Here is a 16,061-nt window from a genome sequence, read left to right as displayed (position 1 = left end):
TTTTATTATTAGGGAATTTATATCTTAAAACCGCAAAAAAAGGTGTGCGTATTTGTGAAAAAAAATCTCCATAAAATTTGTGAAGCAATGTGGTGGGACTAGTGCGATTCGAACGCACGACCTTCAGATTAGGAGTCCAACGCTCTATCCTGCTGAGCTATAGTCCCGTATTTCCTACCATTCATGTAAAGTTATAGCAAAAAATTCTTTCTTTTCTAGATTTTTTGCATAACCAATTTATGACGACAAAAAACATTTCTGTACTTCTTGAGTATAATGCTATTATATTTAATAACATGGTTTAAGTAAGATTAATGCTAGTTAACAATATTGGTTATTTCTATAACAATCAAAACGACTTTGCTTTAAGCAATATAAACATTAAAGTAAAGAAAGGAAATGTTGCATGTTTATTGGGGCATTCTGGCTGTGGCAAGTCAACAATTTTGAAATTAATTGCGGGGATAGAAAATCCAAAATCTGGAACTATTTTTATAAATGATAGGTTAGTTGCAAGTAATAAGGCATCAGTCGCTATAGAGCATAGAAATATCGGATTGATTTTTCAGCATTCTGCATTATTTCCTCATAAAACAGTAGTAGAAAATATAACCTTTGCTATCCGCAGCTCTTCCAAGAGAGAAAAGCACCTAATTGCATTGGAAATCTTGAAGTTACTCAATATAGAAAAATATGAAAATATGTACCCTAACGCCTTATCTGGAGGACAGCAACAATTAGTTGCAATAGCAAGAGTGATGGCACAAAACCCTGATGTTGTGTTGTTAGATGAACCATTTTCTAATTTAGATATACTGCTCAAGTGCCGAATAAGACAACATATATTGTCCCTTTTTAGAAGTAAAAATATCCCTGTGCTAATGGTAACTCATGACCCGCAAGAAGCATTGAAAGTTGCAGATTTTATCTACGTAATGAAAAATGGTAAAATTATTCAATCAGGAGTTTCTAGCGATATATACCATAAGCCTAAAGATGATACGCTAGCAAAGTTTTTTAGTGAGCTCTCTTCTACTCTACAGTTAAGCGAAAAGTTTCCACTTATTCGCTGCAAGAAAATAATCTAGTTTGGGATTGTTATAAAATAATTAAAAAACCTTGATTTATAATTAAATAAAGGTGATATAATCTATGTGTTACTTGACTTCAGTCAAGTTTTAATATTTAAAGGTCAATATTTTAAATGGAGGTGAAAATGAGTTTAGGACCATGGCAATTGTTTCTAGTCTTAATAATAATTTTAGTTCTGTTTGGTGCAGGCAGATTACCGCAAGTTATGGGTGATTTAGGAAAAGGCATCAAAAACCTTAAACAGGAGCTTAAGGACTCAGAAAAATTATCGTCTAATGAACCAGATCGTTAGCGTCCTCATACTTCGTGACATGCACCTTAGTGCATGTCATCTGTTTAAAAACTTAGTCAGGTTAAAGAATGAAAGAGATGAAGTGTTGGTATGAAATAAATAACAAATATTGAAATACAGCAACAACTATGTTAGCTTAAGAGGAATATTTTATTAAAGGATAATTGTGCAAAAAAGTGAGAAACTAACTAAAGATAAAAAACTAGCTTCTGATATTCTAAAAGAGGTTGCAGATACCAATAACAATGATAGCAATAAAGTAACTTTGTTTGACATTAAAACAGCTTTGCATGAGCGCGGTTTTGGTATTTTAATAATCATCTTCTCCTTGCCGCTATCGGTGCCTATACCGGTTCCACCTGGTTATACAACTATTCTTTCTATACCTTTAATCTTATTCTCACTGCAGCTTCTATTTGGATTTGATTCTCCTTGGATGCCCAGTTGGCTAGAAAGAAGATCTTTTCAGCGTTCAACACTAGCTCTTGTGGTAGAGAAAACTTCCCCTGTATTAGAAAAAATAGAAAAATTCATGAAGCCAAGACTGTCTTTCATTTTCTATGGGCCTGGTGAGAAGATTCTGGCTTTTATGATGTTGCTTTGTGCAATAATAATAGCTCTTCCATTACCTTTTACTCACTTCCTTCCTGCAATTGGCACAACTCTTATTTCACTTAGCATTATGAGTAAAGACGGGTTTCTATCCATATTGGGAGTTTTAGTATCATTGTGCGCGTTGTTGCTTACTCTTGTTGTAATAGTCAAAGGACCACAACTTATAACCGGAGCACTTTCTCTTCTTAAAAGCTTTACAACACTTTAACAAAAGAACGAATTACTAGCGCAAAATGAATAATGCATATTGAAATAAAACAATAATTGTGTTAAGAATTATTTTTATCAAAGGTTTTTCGTGTCAAAAAATGATAAGTTGACTAAAAGTGATAAATTAGCTTCTGATATTCTAAAAGAAGTTGCAGATACCAATAACAATGATAGCGATAAAGTAACTTTGTTTGACATTAAAACAGCTTTGCATGAGCGTGGTTTTGGTATTTTAATAATCATCTTCTCCTTGCCGCTATCGGTGCCTATACCGGTTCCACCTGGTTATACAACTATTCTTTCTATACCTTTAATCTTATTCTCATTACAGCTTTTATTTGGATTTGATTCTCCTTGGATGCCCAGTTGGCTAGAAAGAAGATCTTTTCAGCGTTCAACACTAGCTCTTGTGGTAGAGAAAACTTCTCCAGCATTAAAAAAAATAGAAAAGTTCATGAAACCAAGAATGTCTTTTATTTTCTATGGGCCCGGTGAAAAGATTTTAGCTTTTGTAATGTTGCTTTCTGCATTATCGATAGCTCTTCCATTGCCTCTTACTAACTTCATTCCTGCAATTGGTACGACTCTTATTTCGCTTGGCATTATGAGTAAAGATGGGTTTCTATCCATATTGGGAGTTTTAATATCATTGTGTGGGCTATTGCTTACTCTTGTTGTAGTAGTCAAAGGGCCACAACTTATCATTGGGGCATTTTCTTTTCTCAAAAGCTTCGTATATGGTTAGGCTTTACAACACCTTAACAAAAAAAAAGGAGCTTTTTACACCTATCGATAAAGATCATGTGAAAATGTATGTTTGCGGACCAACAGTATATGACACAGCACATATAGGCAATGCACGGTCTGTTGTTGTGTATGATGTGTTATTTCAGCTACTTAAGTTTTGTTATGGCAAAGTTACCTATGTGCGTAACATAACCGACATTGATGATAAGATAATTAATGCAGCAAGTGAGAAAAATAGCAACATAGAAAGTATAACCACATATTACATTAAAGCTTTTCATGATGATATGGAAAGCATAAATTGTAAAAAACCAACATACGAACCAAAAGCAACGGAAAACGTAGATTATATTATAAAATTAATTGAACATTTGCTGCAATCAGGCCACGCTTATGAATCTGACAAACACGTGTATTTTAATATAGAATCTTACCATGAATATGGTGCTTTATCAGGAAAAAAAACTGATGAATTGGTTCCAGGTAGCAGAGTTGAAGTTAATGAAAATAAAAAGCACCCGGGAGATTTTGTGCTGTGGAAGCCTGCAAGTGATATTGACTACAAACTTTCAAGTTATTGGGATAGCCCATGGGGAGAGGGCAGGCCTGGATGGCATATAGAATGCTCAGCAATGTCATATGCTTACCTTGGCAAAGATTTTGATATTCATGGTGGCGGCATAGATTTACAATTTCCTCACCATGAAAATGAAATTGCACAGAGTAAGTCTGCATTTGCTGGATCAATGTTTGCAAAATACTGGATACATAACGGCTTTCTTACAGTAAATGAAGAAAAAATGAGCAAGTCCTTATTTAATATAGTCAAAGTAAGAGATTTGCTAGATAGTGGAATAAAGGGTGAAGTAATACGCTATGCACTGCTCAAAACTCACTACAGAAAACCACTTGATTGGACAGAAAACGTTATTTCTGATGCACAGGAAACCTTAAACAAATTTTATCGGTTATTACGTGGTTTAGATATAACGAATATTGATGAAAGTAACGCAGAGATTTCTAAAGATTTTATAGACGCTTTAAAAAACGACTTAAACATTCCTGAAGCTCTAGCTATATTACATGAAATGGCTGCAAAAATTAACAAAATGAGTAATGAAAGTGAAAAGCTTAAATTAACTGAGAGTTTTGTTAAGAGTGCCAGATTTATTGGTCTTCTTGAGTCAAGTTATCAAGAGTGGTTTACTGCTGGTGTGAGTCATCAAGAAATAGAAAGATTGATAGATTTAAGAAGAGCAGCAAAACAAAATAAAGATTATAATACTGCAGACAAAATAAGGGACCAGTTGAAACAAATAGGGGTTACAATTTCTGACAATGAAGATGGTACAACAACCTGGTAAATTCATATGGAAAACTACTTCCTGTTATTCACAGATAGTCTAGTATCATCATTAGTCTTACCCATACATCAAGGTTTTGTGTTCAATACCATGCTTTATTTCAGGTCGTATCACACTCCACTACTGATGTTATTTTTTGGAGTACTAGGATCAAGTCTTGGTGGAATAGTTAATTGGTACTTAGGTAAAATAACAATCTCTATACGAAAATCATACCACAAATTAGAAAACGGATATACAATGCCAAAAGTTACAAAAAATTTGCTAATTTTTGCAACTTTATTACTTTCGTGGGTGCCAGCACTTGGAAGTGTGATTCAAATTTTATCAGGTTATTTCAAGTTAAACCTTTATATTCTTGCCCCTTTAATCATTCTATCTAATTTCTTCTATTTGTTATATCTAATACTTACTTTTGGAGTATAACAGCTATAGTACTACAGTTATTAAAGCCCACTTCTGTCATCTTATGCTCTGACAGAAGCGGAGCTATAAATTAAATGCAAAATTTCTAGTAGTCATAGGATGCACCATGAGCTAAAAGTAATTCCACAAGCTCTTGGTGATTATATTTAGCAGCATAATGTAATGCTGTTCTTCCTTCATTATTTTTGGTGTTAATGTCTGCGTTGTGTTTTAGTAGCACCTTAGCTATGTCAACATTTCCCGTCATAGCAGCTAAGCACAATGTAGTGCCTCCATACCTGCTTTTAGCATTAACCTCAGCACCTTTACCAACAAGACACTTTACCGCATCCAACACTCCGCTACATACGGCTAGGTGCAACGGAGTGTCATTAGACCAACTTTTAGCATTAATCTCAGCACCTTTATTGATTAAATATCTCACTATATCCAACTGGCCGTTATAAGCAGCCCAATGTAACAAAGTCCAGTCATATCTGTTTTTAGCATTAACATCAGCACCCTTGCCAACGAAGTATTCTATCACATTTAATTTCCCATTCTGGACTGCTTTATGTAACGGAATATTGCCATCTCCATCCTCAGTATTAAGGTCAGCACCTTTACTAATAAGGTACTCTACTACATCCAATTTTCCACTGTAAGCAGCTCTATGGACAGAAGTGCAGTTATTCCCATCCCTCGCATTAACATCAGCACCCTCACTAACTAGGCACTTTGTGATATTCAATTTTCCGTGGTATGCAGCTAAGTGTAATGGAGTTCCATAATAAAGTGGCTTTGTAGCATTAGCATTAACATCAGCACCTTTGTTAATTAGGCACTTCACCACATCTAGCTCTCCAATACAAGCAGCCAGGTGTAACGGAACCCAGTCATCTTTGCTTCTAGCATTAACATCGGCACCTTTACTAATAAGATGCTCCACTACAGCTAGTACTCCACTCCTAGAAGCATAGTGCAATGGAACCCAGTCATTTTCGCTTCTAACATTAATATCAGCACCTTTACTAATAAGATACTCTACTACTCTCAAATTTCCATTATAAGAAGCGTGGTGTAACGGAGTTTGACCGAGATTGTCCTTAACATTAACAGTTTTTACCAATTCACCTGGGTAATGTCTTTCTATATGTGTTATTATTGCACTAATTGCTTCATAATCACCACTTACAGCAAGGAAGTGTAAAGGTGCACTTTTCTTTATAAAAAGCGGTTCTCCATGTACATAAGATGAGCTGAAATAAAAGTCATCAATCAATTTACCATATTTACTTGCATATCCCCAAATAGATGCAACATGAATTGTACTATCTTTTACTATATTACCACTATTTATTAATTCTAGGGCTTTTCTGAGAACTTCTTCTTCTCGGCCTTCCTTTTGTAAATTTAATTCAGTTACTTCCTGTACTAACCTATGGACATTTAATACACTTTGGTTTTGTTCACCGCCCACCATGGAATATCTCACAAGTAAACGGATGGCTAGCTTTAACTGCTTTTTCTTATAATCACTTACCGAATTTAAGAATATTTCTCTAGCGATTTTATCAGGTGCAAAATAAGCCAAAACATCTAAAATCTCTGAAGCTAACGGTCCATATTGTTCATCACTTCTTACTTTATCCATCGTAACTTCCCAAGCTGTAAAAGTTGTTTTAGTATAGTCGTTATCAATTCCTTGAAATATTTTAGACTTAAGCAACTTCTTAGCTTTCTTTTCATACTCTTTTAGGTAATCACTAATTTTAAACTCCTCTATTATTCTCTGATCTTCAATATATGATATTGCTTGTTGTATAGCTAAAGGAAAGCATTGCAACCTTCTTACCAAATTTTCTATCTCCCGATCTTGCGATTTATCTTTTTTTAGTATATTAAATCCTTTTTTAACAAACTCTATAGCGTCTCTTTGTTCCAATTCTCCTAGCTTTATAACGTCTATTCCCTTTTCCAGTTCCTGATCATGCGAGGTAATCAAAATATGAGGCTTGTTAAGATCAGGAGATAAAGAAAATGGCAAAAATTTACTTATCTTTTTGTACTCTTGAACGTTATCGAAAATGAACAGGCTCCTCCTTCTTGCGAAGAAAGCATATACTTCTCTAACAATAGTTTCTATCGTTTTGTCGTTTCCATACTTATCTTTAGAAGAAATACCTAATCTATCTCTAGCTAACCTTAAGAAAGAATCTTTCATAGCTTCAAAGTTTTCAGCGTCTATCCATATAACATTGCCGTCATAATATCTTCTATATTTACAAGCATATTTTCTAGCTAACTGGCTTTTTCCCATCCCCCCAGGACCACTAATAGACGTTATGTATGAAATTACAGCACCTTTGGGATCGCGTTGTAGCGAATCATGTAGCATTCCCAATTCCTCATCTCTTCCTGTAAATAGTCTGACTGGACCTCTTACATCAAACCAAATCGCTCCTAAAATTTCCTCTCTTATTTTTTCAAAAAACTCCTTTATTTCTTCATGTGATAGAAACTTTCCCTCTCTTGCTTTCATCCAATCCAGAACTTCTACCAGAAAGCGACTATAAACGTTCTTTTTATCGAGATTATTAAATTCTTTTCCCAACTCATTCTCAATGATTTCCGCTAGTTTTATCTCGTTAGGTTGATCTACTGCAAATACTAATTTATCAAAAAATTCCCTTAGAGGTTGTCCGGAAACAAGTAAAAGGCTATAATATCTGAAATTTTAGTACGGGGTAAAGATGAGAAAAAAGTATCCAACAGATCTAAGCGAAAGGGAATGGGCAAGAATAGAAAAACACTTCAGAGTATCATACAAGAAAGGAGGAAGGCCGCCAAAGTATAGCAAAAGAGAAATATTAGAAGCAATTTTCTATGTATTGCGTACAGGGTGTCAATGGCGGTATTTACCAAATGATTTTCCGCTATGGAAGACTGTGTATGAGCAGTTCAGGCAATGGAAGAAGCAGGGAATTTTTGAGAAAATGAATTATGAAATTACAAAATATAGTAGAAGAAAAATAGGAAGGAATGAGCAGCCGAGTGCCTGTATAGTAGATAGTCAATCTGTAAAGACTACAGAAAAGGGGGGATCAAAGGCTATGATGGAAGTAAAAAAGTAAAGGGTAGAAAAAGGCATATAATTACAGACACTCAGGGTTTTATACTAGGTTGTTACGTAGGCGCTGCTAACGAAAATGATAGAGATGGTATTAAAATAGCATTAAACAATATGAGAACAAAATATACTAAAGTTAAAAAAATGTGGGCTGACATGGGATACCAAGGAAGAAATTTAAAGAATCACATAAAGGAAGAATATGACATAGATATTGAAATTGTTAAAAGGCCTCCATGTAGATTTTGGGTGCACAAAGATACGCCACCTGAGCTACTACCAACAAGAGAACAAGGGTTTAAAGTACAGCCAAGAAGATGGGTTGTAGAAAGGACTTTTGCTTGGGTTAATAGGAATAGAAGGCTATCGAAGGAGTATGATTTACTCACAACATCCACTGAGAATTTCATATACCTAGCTATGAGTAGGGTTATGTTAAAGAGGGAATATGCTTGAATTTACTAGTTTCCGGACAACCTCTTATATTCTCTTCTAACTTGCCTTCATTTGTCATTCGCTCAAACTCACGTTGCCATACCTGATTTCTTTCCAATTTTCTTTTTGAGTTTTGATCTGATTTACCTTGAAGTTCTTTTATCTCCTTTTCCAATTCTTCTATTGCTTCTTTTACAGCACTCTTAAATGCCGGTTGCACTATTGAAATCATGTTATCGTGAGTACAAGAGAACTTGTATCTCGTACCGCCGTATTTAAAAAAAATATCACTAGTGCTTATTACTTCAACTGCAATTTCTATTCCCTTGTTTGGTCCCGAAGTTTTTGCTTTCAACTTTTTTATTGTATTTTGTGTTGCACTTTGAGCTAGATCGAAACCGATATTAGTACAGATAGTAAAGTCCTTTAGGTCACCATCTGCAAAATCTGGATTAATTTTAATCTTTAGATATGAAACAAAATATTTTGGAACGCTAAATTCACCACTTTTATTTTTTGAAAGCAATTTACCTACACCGATTTTTTCGCATTCATTTTGCTTGTGTTTGTTTTGTATAAACCTATGTACTATTTTTTCATTTTTCCTATCCTGAAAAACAATATCATCAAAACCCGTAGCTGATTCCATTTCTGTAGCTAAACGGAAAGAATATCCAACATCTACTGCACGTTTGAGAAGCAGCATTACCCACTTTAGTTGGTAGATATCACCATGAAGAGACCGCTTTCTTCCCCAAGCAGGATAAGTTTCAGGCATCCTCAACCTCACATAATTTTAAAAATAGTACCAACAAATGGTAAAAAAGTTATATGTCATGATATACAGATATCGTAACAAAGACCTTGGAATATCTACGAGATGTGCTGTTATGTAAATAAAAAAATGTGACTAATTACTTAATCTCTCACTCAAAATTGAATTCACCACATCAGGGCTGGCTTTTCCTTTGGTAAGTTTCATAACTTCGCCGACAAAGAATCCGTATAACTTTGTTTTACCGCTTTTGTATTCTTGAACTTTATCTTGGTTGTTATTGACGATTGTGTCGATAACTCCTGATATTTGACCTCTATCGGTTATTTGTTTTAGGTCTTGCTCTTCTATAATTAAAGATGCAGGTTTGCCAGTTTCAAACATACTATCGAATACCTGCTTGCCAAGTTTAGCAGAGATTGTTCCATCAACGATAAAATCTAAGAGTTCGGACAAAGCATTTGCTTTGATTGGGGAGCTCACAATATCAATACCTGCTTTATTCAAACGACCAAAAAGCTCTACGGTTAACCAGGTAACGGCGAGCTTTGAATCATGTTTTTTTATCAATTCCTCAAAATAATCAGCAATTGCTTTATCGGAGGTAATGACGTTTGCATCGTATTCATTGATACCCAATTCCTCAATGTATCGCAGCTTTTTTTGATCTGGCAACTCGGGCAAAGATGATTGAATTAAATCAATTTTATCCTGGCTTACCTCAACAGGTAATAAATCAGGCTCAGGGAAGTATCTATAATCGCTTGCATCCTCTTTGCTTCTCATCACTTTTGTTTTTCCCGAAGCAACGTCAAACAATAAGGTATCTTGACTTATTTCTTCTCCACTTTCTAAAATTTCAATTTGTCTTTGTATTTCATAGTCTATAGCTTGCACAATATAACGTATCGAGTTCAGATTTTTTATTTCACAACGAGTGCCAAATGTACTACTGCCTTTTAGGCGGACAGAAACATTTGCATCACAACGAAGTGATCCCTTTTCCATATCACCATCACATGAACCAATGTAACGCAAAATCTGCCTCAATTTTTTCATGCATTCTGCAGCTTCCGCAGATGAACGGAGATCTGGCTCTGAAACAATTTCCATTAAAGCAACCCCTGCACGATTTAACTCTACATAAGTTCTGCTTTCCTCATGAACGCTCTTTCCTGCATCTTGCTCTAAATGAATTCTCGCAATTCTTATTTCTTTTTCATTGTCGTTGATAAATACTCTACCGTTTTTAACTATTGGCTCAAAAAACTGAGTTATCTGGTAACCTTGTGGTAAATCAGGATAAAAATAATTTTTCCGATCAAAGTAAGAATACTTATTAATTTCTGCAGAAAGTGCAAGACCAGTGCGTATTGCTTGCTCTATGCAGTAATAATTTAGTATTGGCAGCGTACCTGGCATTGCCGCATCAACTAGAGAAACTTGAGTGTTATGCTCAGCACCAAATTCCGTTGATGAGCTAGAAAATAGCTTCGTATTAGAAGAAACTTGAGCATGCACCTCAAGCCCAATTACCGCTTCCCAATCCTCTTTCGTCATGTATTTTATTTAAATGATAATCTTAATATTCTGCAAAATTAGCACAAAAAGTCAAAACAAAACTCATGTTAGCTAAGTGGTATGCAGATTGTTTTACCCATAGAAACGGGTTAAATGCAAAAGATTACTTGACAAGCTTCGCCAGCCCTCTTATCATAAAATTGAAGCTATTTATTTATCTTCTCTGTACAGATTAAATGACAAAAAAACTCACGTATCTGGCGTCTCATGTTTAATTTTTTGCACTATGTGCACCTTATGTCTTTATAAAACTTCTACCTACATAAGCTGAAACGCGCTTATAAAGCGTTTAAAACATAAAAAAACGCCAACTTAAAAAATGGATAGTGAATAACTAGCTACCCTAGGGTTTCTTTTGCCTTTTTTTCTGTTTAGTAAATTTCTTAACGTTTATAATTTAGATTAGTTGCGGTTTAAAAGCAACTGAATCGCGGTTATTAAGTGTTTAGAATAAAAAAACGCCATACTTGAAAGTATAATGTAAGTAATTAGCCAACCACGGGGCTTCTTTTGCCTTTTTTTTCGTTTGGTAAATTTCTTAATGTCTGTAGCTAAACGATAACCGTCATCCCGCTACTTGTTAGCGGCCGAGATACCGCGAATGAATCGCGGTATGACGTAGGATTGCTGTCATTCCAGTGCCAAGCACTGGGATCCAGCCTTTATTATTTGGTTGAAATTAAGTCTTCTGGATCCCAGTGTCAGCTACTTGGATGACACCATTCTTTTTCCTGGATTCCAGTGTCTGGGCACTGGAATGACATCCTCCCTTGTGGAGATTGCTCTCAAATCACAATGTTCGTACAGCTATGCAAACACAAAGGTGTCATTCCAGCGCGTGACGCTGGAATCCAGTTGAGCTATTTCAACAAAAATACTGCATTTTGAGATGAACGTCTATTCTCACCAGACTTATTTACAAGTATAACAATTAAAGTCTGGATTCCAGTGTCAAGCACTGGAATGACATCATAGGGGCACTGCCCTTTTGGATGGAAACCAGTGTCAGCTACTTAGATGATACCTTTTTTCTACTTAGTTTGGGTTATGCAAGAAGTCTATTGCATTCCTGAGCAATTTGATTCATTATTCTTTTTGTAAAAAATTTTCTTAACTTTCTCTCCACTTTTTTGGTAAGGTCACTTTAAAGGAAGTCTAATAGATGCTACATAGAAATCCAGATGAGTTTCTAAAGTCTATTCCAAAAGATAAGCGCATAATGTGCCTTGACATGGGAGAAAAGCAAATAGGCATAGCATTTAGCGATAAAACACAGCTCATAGCCACAGCTCATAGCATATATCACAGAAAAAATATGAGCAAAGATTTAGGTTATCTGCATAGAATATTCAAAGAAAATGAATCTGGATCAATGGTAATAGGACTACCATTAAAAATGGACGAGCAAGAAACTAAATGGTGTAAAACTATAATCCAATTCGCAAATAAAATAATAAAAAAATATAAAGTAAATATATACTTACAAGACGAAAGCTTCTCAACATCTATCGCAACTCATACACTAAAAATTACTGGAGTATCAATCACAAAATCGAAAAAAATAGATGATAAAATCTCCGCATGTATTATTTTGCAACGAACGTTAGACAAGATAAATACAATCAAATAGTTTTTCCAGATCTGGAAATCTTCAAACTGAATCCCATATAAAAGTTACTCAACAAAACAAGAACCTTTCGTATAAGCATGACAAATTGCTACAGCAAGAGCGTCAGCAGCATGGTGGCATTTTATACTCAAATTTTTAACTATTTGCTTCACCATAAATATAATCTGATCCTTATCAGCATGGCCATTTCCGGTAATGCTTTTTTTTACATAGTTTGCATCATATTCATTCATAGTTAGCTTTGTTATTTTTAACGCTAAAATTACAACCCCTCTTGCATATCCCAAAGTTAGTGAAGATTTAGGATTTTTATTAACAAAAATTTTTTCTACCGCAGCTTCATTCGGAGAGTATAGGGAAATTACTTTCTTTAATTGTTCAAAAATTGTATGTAGGCGTTCACCTGTACCCAATTTACCATCAGTTGATATGGTACCGCCGCCCAAAAATTCAATATTATTTTTTTCGTTCAGGCTGATAATGGCCCACCCAGTCTTGCTTATTCCTGGATCTAGACCTATTATTTTAACCACTTAATAAACGCTTAACCAATAGACAAACAAAAATAAAAATATCCAGACTACATCTACAAAGTGCCAATACCAGGAGGCAAACTCAAAGCACAAATGGTCCTGAAGTGTAAATTGGCCTTTCCGTGCTCTAAATAAACACACTGATAAAAATATTATTCCTATTATAACGTGTGCGCAGTGAAAACCGGTAATCATATAAAAATTGGATGTATAAATAAGCTTTTCTCCTGTTTCTTGTAGAGAAAAACTCGCTTCATGATACTCTATTGCTTGCACTATTATAAAAAAAACTCCAAGCAATATAGTTATGGACAGCATTTTAATCATGCTCTTTTTATCATTTTTAAGTAAAGAGTGATTTGCCCAAGTAATTGTTGTACCAGAAAGCAATAATATTAATGTATTCATGAATGGTAGTGACCACGGATCAGGTGGCAAAATTCCCTCAGGGGGCCATTCAACTTTTTTTGCAGGAGAAAACGCCTCAAATAAAAAAACTGGATCAAGCCAGGCTTTAAAGAATGAACAAAAGAACACTATAAAAAATACGACCTCCGAGAGAATAAACAAGTACATTGCAAATTTGAGTCCATGTTTTACAATGGCAGTGTGACATTTGTCATAAATGGCCTCCCTTATTACATCTCTCCACCAATAAAACAGCACCCCTGATGCTGCGGAGATTCCCAAAACTAAACAAAACATTCCGACAATTTGTTTATGAAGCGCGCCAACTAATCCAAGTGCAAGAATAAGAATTGCTGCTGATACAGCAATTGGCCAAGGGCTTGGATCCACTAAATGAAAATCATGTTCTTTACTTTTCATAGCATTTTAAAAAATACTTATTAAGGATACAAATTAGCTTAAAATTGTCAATGTTCCTTAGGAAATTGATTGAATCTTGAAAAATTATATGCACCGTTCAAAAAATCTAACACAAATTGTGCAGTTATTCTAAACAACTCAAGCATTCTGCTCTTTTCGTTTTCTCTTGCTCTGCTGCAATATCCATCAACAATATTTTCCAAAATAATGCATCCAGACTTTACTGAATCACTGTAACAAAAATTAAACCAATCCCTATATCTATTATTTTTCTTGAATCTATTTTTCATGCTATCAACGACAGTCTCGTATATAAACATGCAAGAATACAAAACCGTCATAGCCTCATAGGTATTACTATGCGAGATGGATAAAAGAAAATTAGTGAAATTAAAACACTCAAGAGATTTCTTTTCGCGACTTATACCGTACATAGTAAAGTAGTAGTCATATAGCATTCTATTAACAGTCACTACTCTTTGGGCTACTTCAGCAAGCGAGATAATACTACTATAATCTTCCATTTTGGATGCAGTAATTAAGGTGGTACGAATATAATCACCTAAGAACAACGTCTTTTGTTGAGCATAGAATTTGAAGTTCTCTATATTTAGGGTGTTATTCGCTAACTCAACATTAAAAGGATGCTCAATTATATCCTTTAAAAGATTTGACCCGTAACAGCTCCTAATTATGCCACTGAACACTGTAGTTACCGATAAAAGATCAAGTTAACGTAAATAATCCGCTGCTAATATTCTTTGCTAGATATATTAGAGTAATATGCCTCATCCCAAAACATTATTTCTAATTCCAGCCCTTTCTTAAAAAACTCATACATCCTCTTTTTTTCACAGTCACTAGCTTTTTTATATAGCTTATTTGTAATATCAGTAACCTCATCAATTACAGCATTTACTGTTTCGCTACTATAAATGTTGATCCACTCTTTGTATTTGTTATTTTTAACCCCTTTAGTTGTTATCTCATTTACCATATGGCGTATAACGATTTGGTATATGTTAAAGCAAGAATAAGATGCTACTAAAGCTTCATTAACAGAATTGTGATATGCGGCACTCATGAAAAAGTCAGTAAAGGCAGAACAAGCTCTTGACTTTTTGTGATCATCAGATAGATCACAATCTTCAAAATATTTTTTATACTGTTCTCGAACATAAAATGCTCCTTGTGCCAAATTGATTAAACTACTCATCATTTCAATATCATCAACTCTAGCTGCAACAATTAAAAAAGCACGAGCGCAATCTATACAATACAGAAAATCCTGCTGAAGGTAGAATTTGAATTTTTCATAATCTAATGTATTATTTATCAATTCAACATTAAAAGGGTGTTCTTTTATTTTATCAATAAGATCAGAAAACTCTTTTAGAGGTTGTCCGGAAACAAGTAAAAGGCTATAATATCTGAAATTTTAGTACGGGGTAAAGATGAGAAAAAAGTATCCAACAGATCTAAGCGAAAGGGAATGGGCAAGAATAGAAAAACACTTCAGAGTATCATACAAGAAAGGAGGAAGGCCGCCAAAGTATAGCAAAAGAGAAATATTAGAAGCAATTTTCTATGTATTGCGTACAGGGTGTCAATGGCGGTATTTACCAAATGATTTTCCGCTATGGAAGACTGTGTATGAGCAGTTCAGGCAATGGAAGAAGCAGGGAATTTTTGAGAAAATGAATTATGAAATTACAAAATATAGTAGAAGAAAAATAGGAAGGAATGAGCAGCCGAGTGCCTGTATAGTAGATAGTCAATCTGTAAAGACTACAGAAAAGGGGGGATCAAAGGCTATGATGGAAGTAAAAAAGTAAAGGGTAGAAAAAGGCATATAATTACAGACACTCAGGGTTTTATACTAGGTTGTTACGTAGGCGCTGCTAACGAAAATGATAGAGATGGTATTAAAATAGCATTAAACAATATGAGAACAAAATATACTAAAGTTAAAAAAATGTGGGCTGACATGGGATACCAAGGAAGAAATTTAAAGAATCACATAAAGGAAGAATATGACATAGATATTGAAATTGTTAAAAGGCCTCCATGTAGATTTTGGGTGCACAAAGATACGCCACCTGAGCTACTACCAACAAGAGAACAAGGGTTTAAAGTACAGCCAAGAAGATGGGTTGTAGAAAGGACTTTTGCTTGGGTTAATAGGAATAGAAGGCTATCGAAGGAGTATGATTTACTCACAACATCCACTGAGAATTTCATATACCTAGCTATGAGTAGGGTTATGTTAAAGAGGGAATATGCTTGAATTTACTAGTTTCCGGACAACCTCTTACAATTACGTTGTACAGTTCTCCTTCTATTTCGTTATACACTTTATAAGCCTCACAATAAAAATTGAATATAAAAATTATTACTAATGTGGTATAATTATTATGAAAAAGC

17 protein-coding genes and 1 tRNA gene are annotated in these 16,061 nt (G+C 34.7%); 10 read left to right on the top strand and 8 right to left on the bottom strand.

Going from position 1 to position 16,061, the window contains the following annotated elements; all coding sequences use genetic code 11:
* Positions 1-90 precede the first annotated feature (90 nt).
* Positions 91-167 (bottom strand) — tRNA-Arg (locus OOK90_RS04415).
* A gap of 147 nt (positions 168-314) precedes the next feature.
* Between OOK90_RS04415 and OOK90_RS04410 the strand changes: the two genes are divergently transcribed.
* The 6 genes from OOK90_RS04410 to OOK90_RS04385 all read left to right on the top strand — a co-directional run bounded on the left by OOK90_RS04410 (position 315) and on the right by OOK90_RS04385 (position 4,746).
* Positions 315-1,088 (top strand): ABC transporter ATP-binding protein, encoded by a 774-nt coding sequence (locus tag OOK90_RS04410; protein WP_006280146.1) that lies wholly within the window; start codon positions 315-317, stop codon positions 1,086-1,088.
* Positions 1,089-1,216: 128 nt separating this feature from the next.
* A complete protein-coding gene (gene tatA / locus OOK90_RS04405) occupies positions 1,217-1,384 on the top strand; it encodes a twin-arginine translocase TatA (RefSeq protein ID WP_006013840.1) in 168 nt (55 codons plus the stop codon).
* A gap of 166 nt (positions 1,385-1,550) precedes the next feature.
* Positions 1,551-2,207, top strand: a complete 657-nt coding sequence (locus OOK90_RS04400) for an exopolysaccharide biosynthesis protein (protein ID WP_010962397.1) — start codon at positions 1,551-1,553, stop codon at positions 2,205-2,207.
* A 90-nt stretch (positions 2,208-2,297) separates the two neighbouring features.
* The gene (locus OOK90_RS04395; protein ID WP_209473222.1) at positions 2,298-2,954 is read left to right on the top strand and encodes an exopolysaccharide biosynthesis protein; all 657 of its coding nucleotides are present in this window, start codon (positions 2,298-2,300) and stop codon (positions 2,952-2,954) included.
* The gene (gene cysS, locus OOK90_RS04390; RefSeq protein ID WP_209473224.1) at positions 2,947-4,320 is read left to right on the top strand and encodes a cysteine--tRNA ligase; all 1,374 of its coding nucleotides are present in this window, start codon (positions 2,947-2,949) and stop codon (positions 4,318-4,320) included. The genes OOK90_RS04395 and cysS overlap by 8 nt, the downstream gene beginning before the upstream one ends.
* 6 nt (positions 4,321-4,326) lie before the next feature.
* Entirely contained in the window at positions 4,327-4,746 is a 420-nt protein-coding gene (locus OOK90_RS04385; RefSeq protein ID WP_209473226.1) for a YqaA family protein, read from the top strand.
* Between the two features lie 85 nt (positions 4,747-4,831).
* Here OOK90_RS04385 and OOK90_RS04380 read toward each other — a convergent pair whose 3' ends face one another.
* Positions 4,832-7,339: an ankyrin repeat domain-containing protein gene (locus OOK90_RS04380; protein ID WP_264705780.1), complete on the bottom strand. Its 2,508-nt coding sequence runs from the start codon at positions 7,337-7,339 to the stop codon at positions 4,832-4,834.
* A gap of 139 nt (positions 7,340-7,478) precedes the next feature.
* On the opposite strand from OOK90_RS04380, the gene OOK90_RS04375 reads away from it, so the two are divergent.
* A protein-coding gene (locus OOK90_RS04375; protein ID WP_094189578.1) for an IS5-like element ISWpi1 family transposase occupies positions 7,479-8,311 on the top strand; the annotation gives its coding sequence in 2 pieces (ribosomal slippage) (positions 7,479-7,848 and positions 7,848-8,311; 834 coding nt in all).
* On the opposite strand, the gene OOK90_RS04370 is transcribed toward OOK90_RS04375, so the two are convergent.
* Both OOK90_RS04370 and gatB read right to left on the bottom strand, forming a co-directional pair.
* Positions 8,286-9,068 carry a hypothetical protein gene (locus OOK90_RS04370; RefSeq protein WP_264705779.1) on the bottom strand — a complete coding sequence of 261 codons (783 nt, stop codon included), beginning with the start codon at positions 9,066-9,068 and terminating at the stop codon, positions 8,286-8,288. The genes OOK90_RS04375 and OOK90_RS04370 overlap by 26 nt on opposite strands.
* Positions 9,069-9,200: 132 nt before the next feature.
* Complete coding sequence (gatB, locus tag OOK90_RS04365; RefSeq protein WP_264705778.1) at positions 9,201-10,625, bottom strand: Asp-tRNA(Asn)/Glu-tRNA(Gln) amidotransferase subunit GatB; 1,425 nt, start codon at positions 10,623-10,625, stop codon at positions 9,201-9,203.
* A gap of 694 nt (positions 10,626-11,319) precedes the next feature.
* Here gatB and OOK90_RS04360 point away from each other — a divergent pair.
* Together OOK90_RS04360 and ruvX are read left to right on the top strand one after the other, a co-directional pair.
* Positions 11,320-11,505: a hypothetical protein gene (locus OOK90_RS04360; protein ID WP_138264918.1), complete on the top strand. Its 186-nt coding sequence runs from the start codon at positions 11,320-11,322 to the stop codon at positions 11,503-11,505.
* 303 nt (positions 11,506-11,808) lie between these two features.
* The gene (ruvX, locus tag OOK90_RS04355; RefSeq protein WP_209473142.1) at positions 11,809-12,276 is read left to right on the top strand and encodes a Holliday junction resolvase RuvX; all 468 of its coding nucleotides are present in this window, start codon (positions 11,809-11,811) and stop codon (positions 12,274-12,276) included.
* Positions 12,277-12,320: 44 nt separating this feature from the next.
* On the opposite strand, the gene ruvC is transcribed toward ruvX, so the two are convergent.
* Genes ruvC through OOK90_RS04335 form a run of 4 tightly spaced genes read right to left on the bottom strand, consistent with a single transcriptional unit; the run spans position 12,321 to position 14,976 of the window.
* On the bottom strand, positions 12,321-12,809 hold the full coding sequence (ruvC, locus tag OOK90_RS04350) for a crossover junction endodeoxyribonuclease RuvC (protein ID WP_209473140.1): 489 nt from the start codon (positions 12,807-12,809) through the stop codon (positions 12,321-12,323).
* On the bottom strand, positions 12,810-13,637 hold the full coding sequence (locus OOK90_RS04345; RefSeq protein WP_264705777.1) for a cytochrome c oxidase subunit 3: 828 nt from the start codon (positions 13,635-13,637) through the stop codon (positions 12,810-12,812). It abuts the gene before it with no gap.
* Positions 13,638-13,684: 47 nt separating this feature from the next.
* Positions 13,685-14,344, bottom strand: coding sequence for a TenA family protein (locus OOK90_RS04340; protein WP_010962391.1), 660 nt, complete (start codon positions 14,342-14,344; stop codon positions 13,685-13,687).
* Positions 14,345-14,388: 44 nt separating this feature from the next.
* Entirely contained in the window at positions 14,389-14,976 is a 588-nt protein-coding gene (locus OOK90_RS04335) for a TenA family protein (RefSeq protein ID WP_223823049.1), read from the bottom strand.
* A gap of 115 nt (positions 14,977-15,091) precedes the next feature.
* On the opposite strand from OOK90_RS04335, the gene OOK90_RS04330 reads away from it, so the two are divergent.
* Positions 15,092-15,924 (top strand): IS5-like element ISWpi1 family transposase gene (locus tag OOK90_RS04330; protein WP_094189578.1). Its coding sequence is split into 2 segments (ribosomal slippage): positions 15,092-15,461 and positions 15,461-15,924, totalling 834 coding nucleotides; the frame shifts between segments, so codons are not numbered across the junction.
* The last annotated feature ends 137 nt before the right edge of the window (positions 15,925-16,061 follow it).

This window comes from Wolbachia endosymbiont (group A) of Ancistrocerus nigricornis, from assembly GCF_947250785.1.
Taxonomy (GTDB): Bacteria; Pseudomonadota; Alphaproteobacteria; order Rickettsiales; family Anaplasmataceae; genus Wolbachia; species Wolbachia pipientis.
This window is presented reverse-complemented; position numbering and strand designations above follow the sequence as displayed.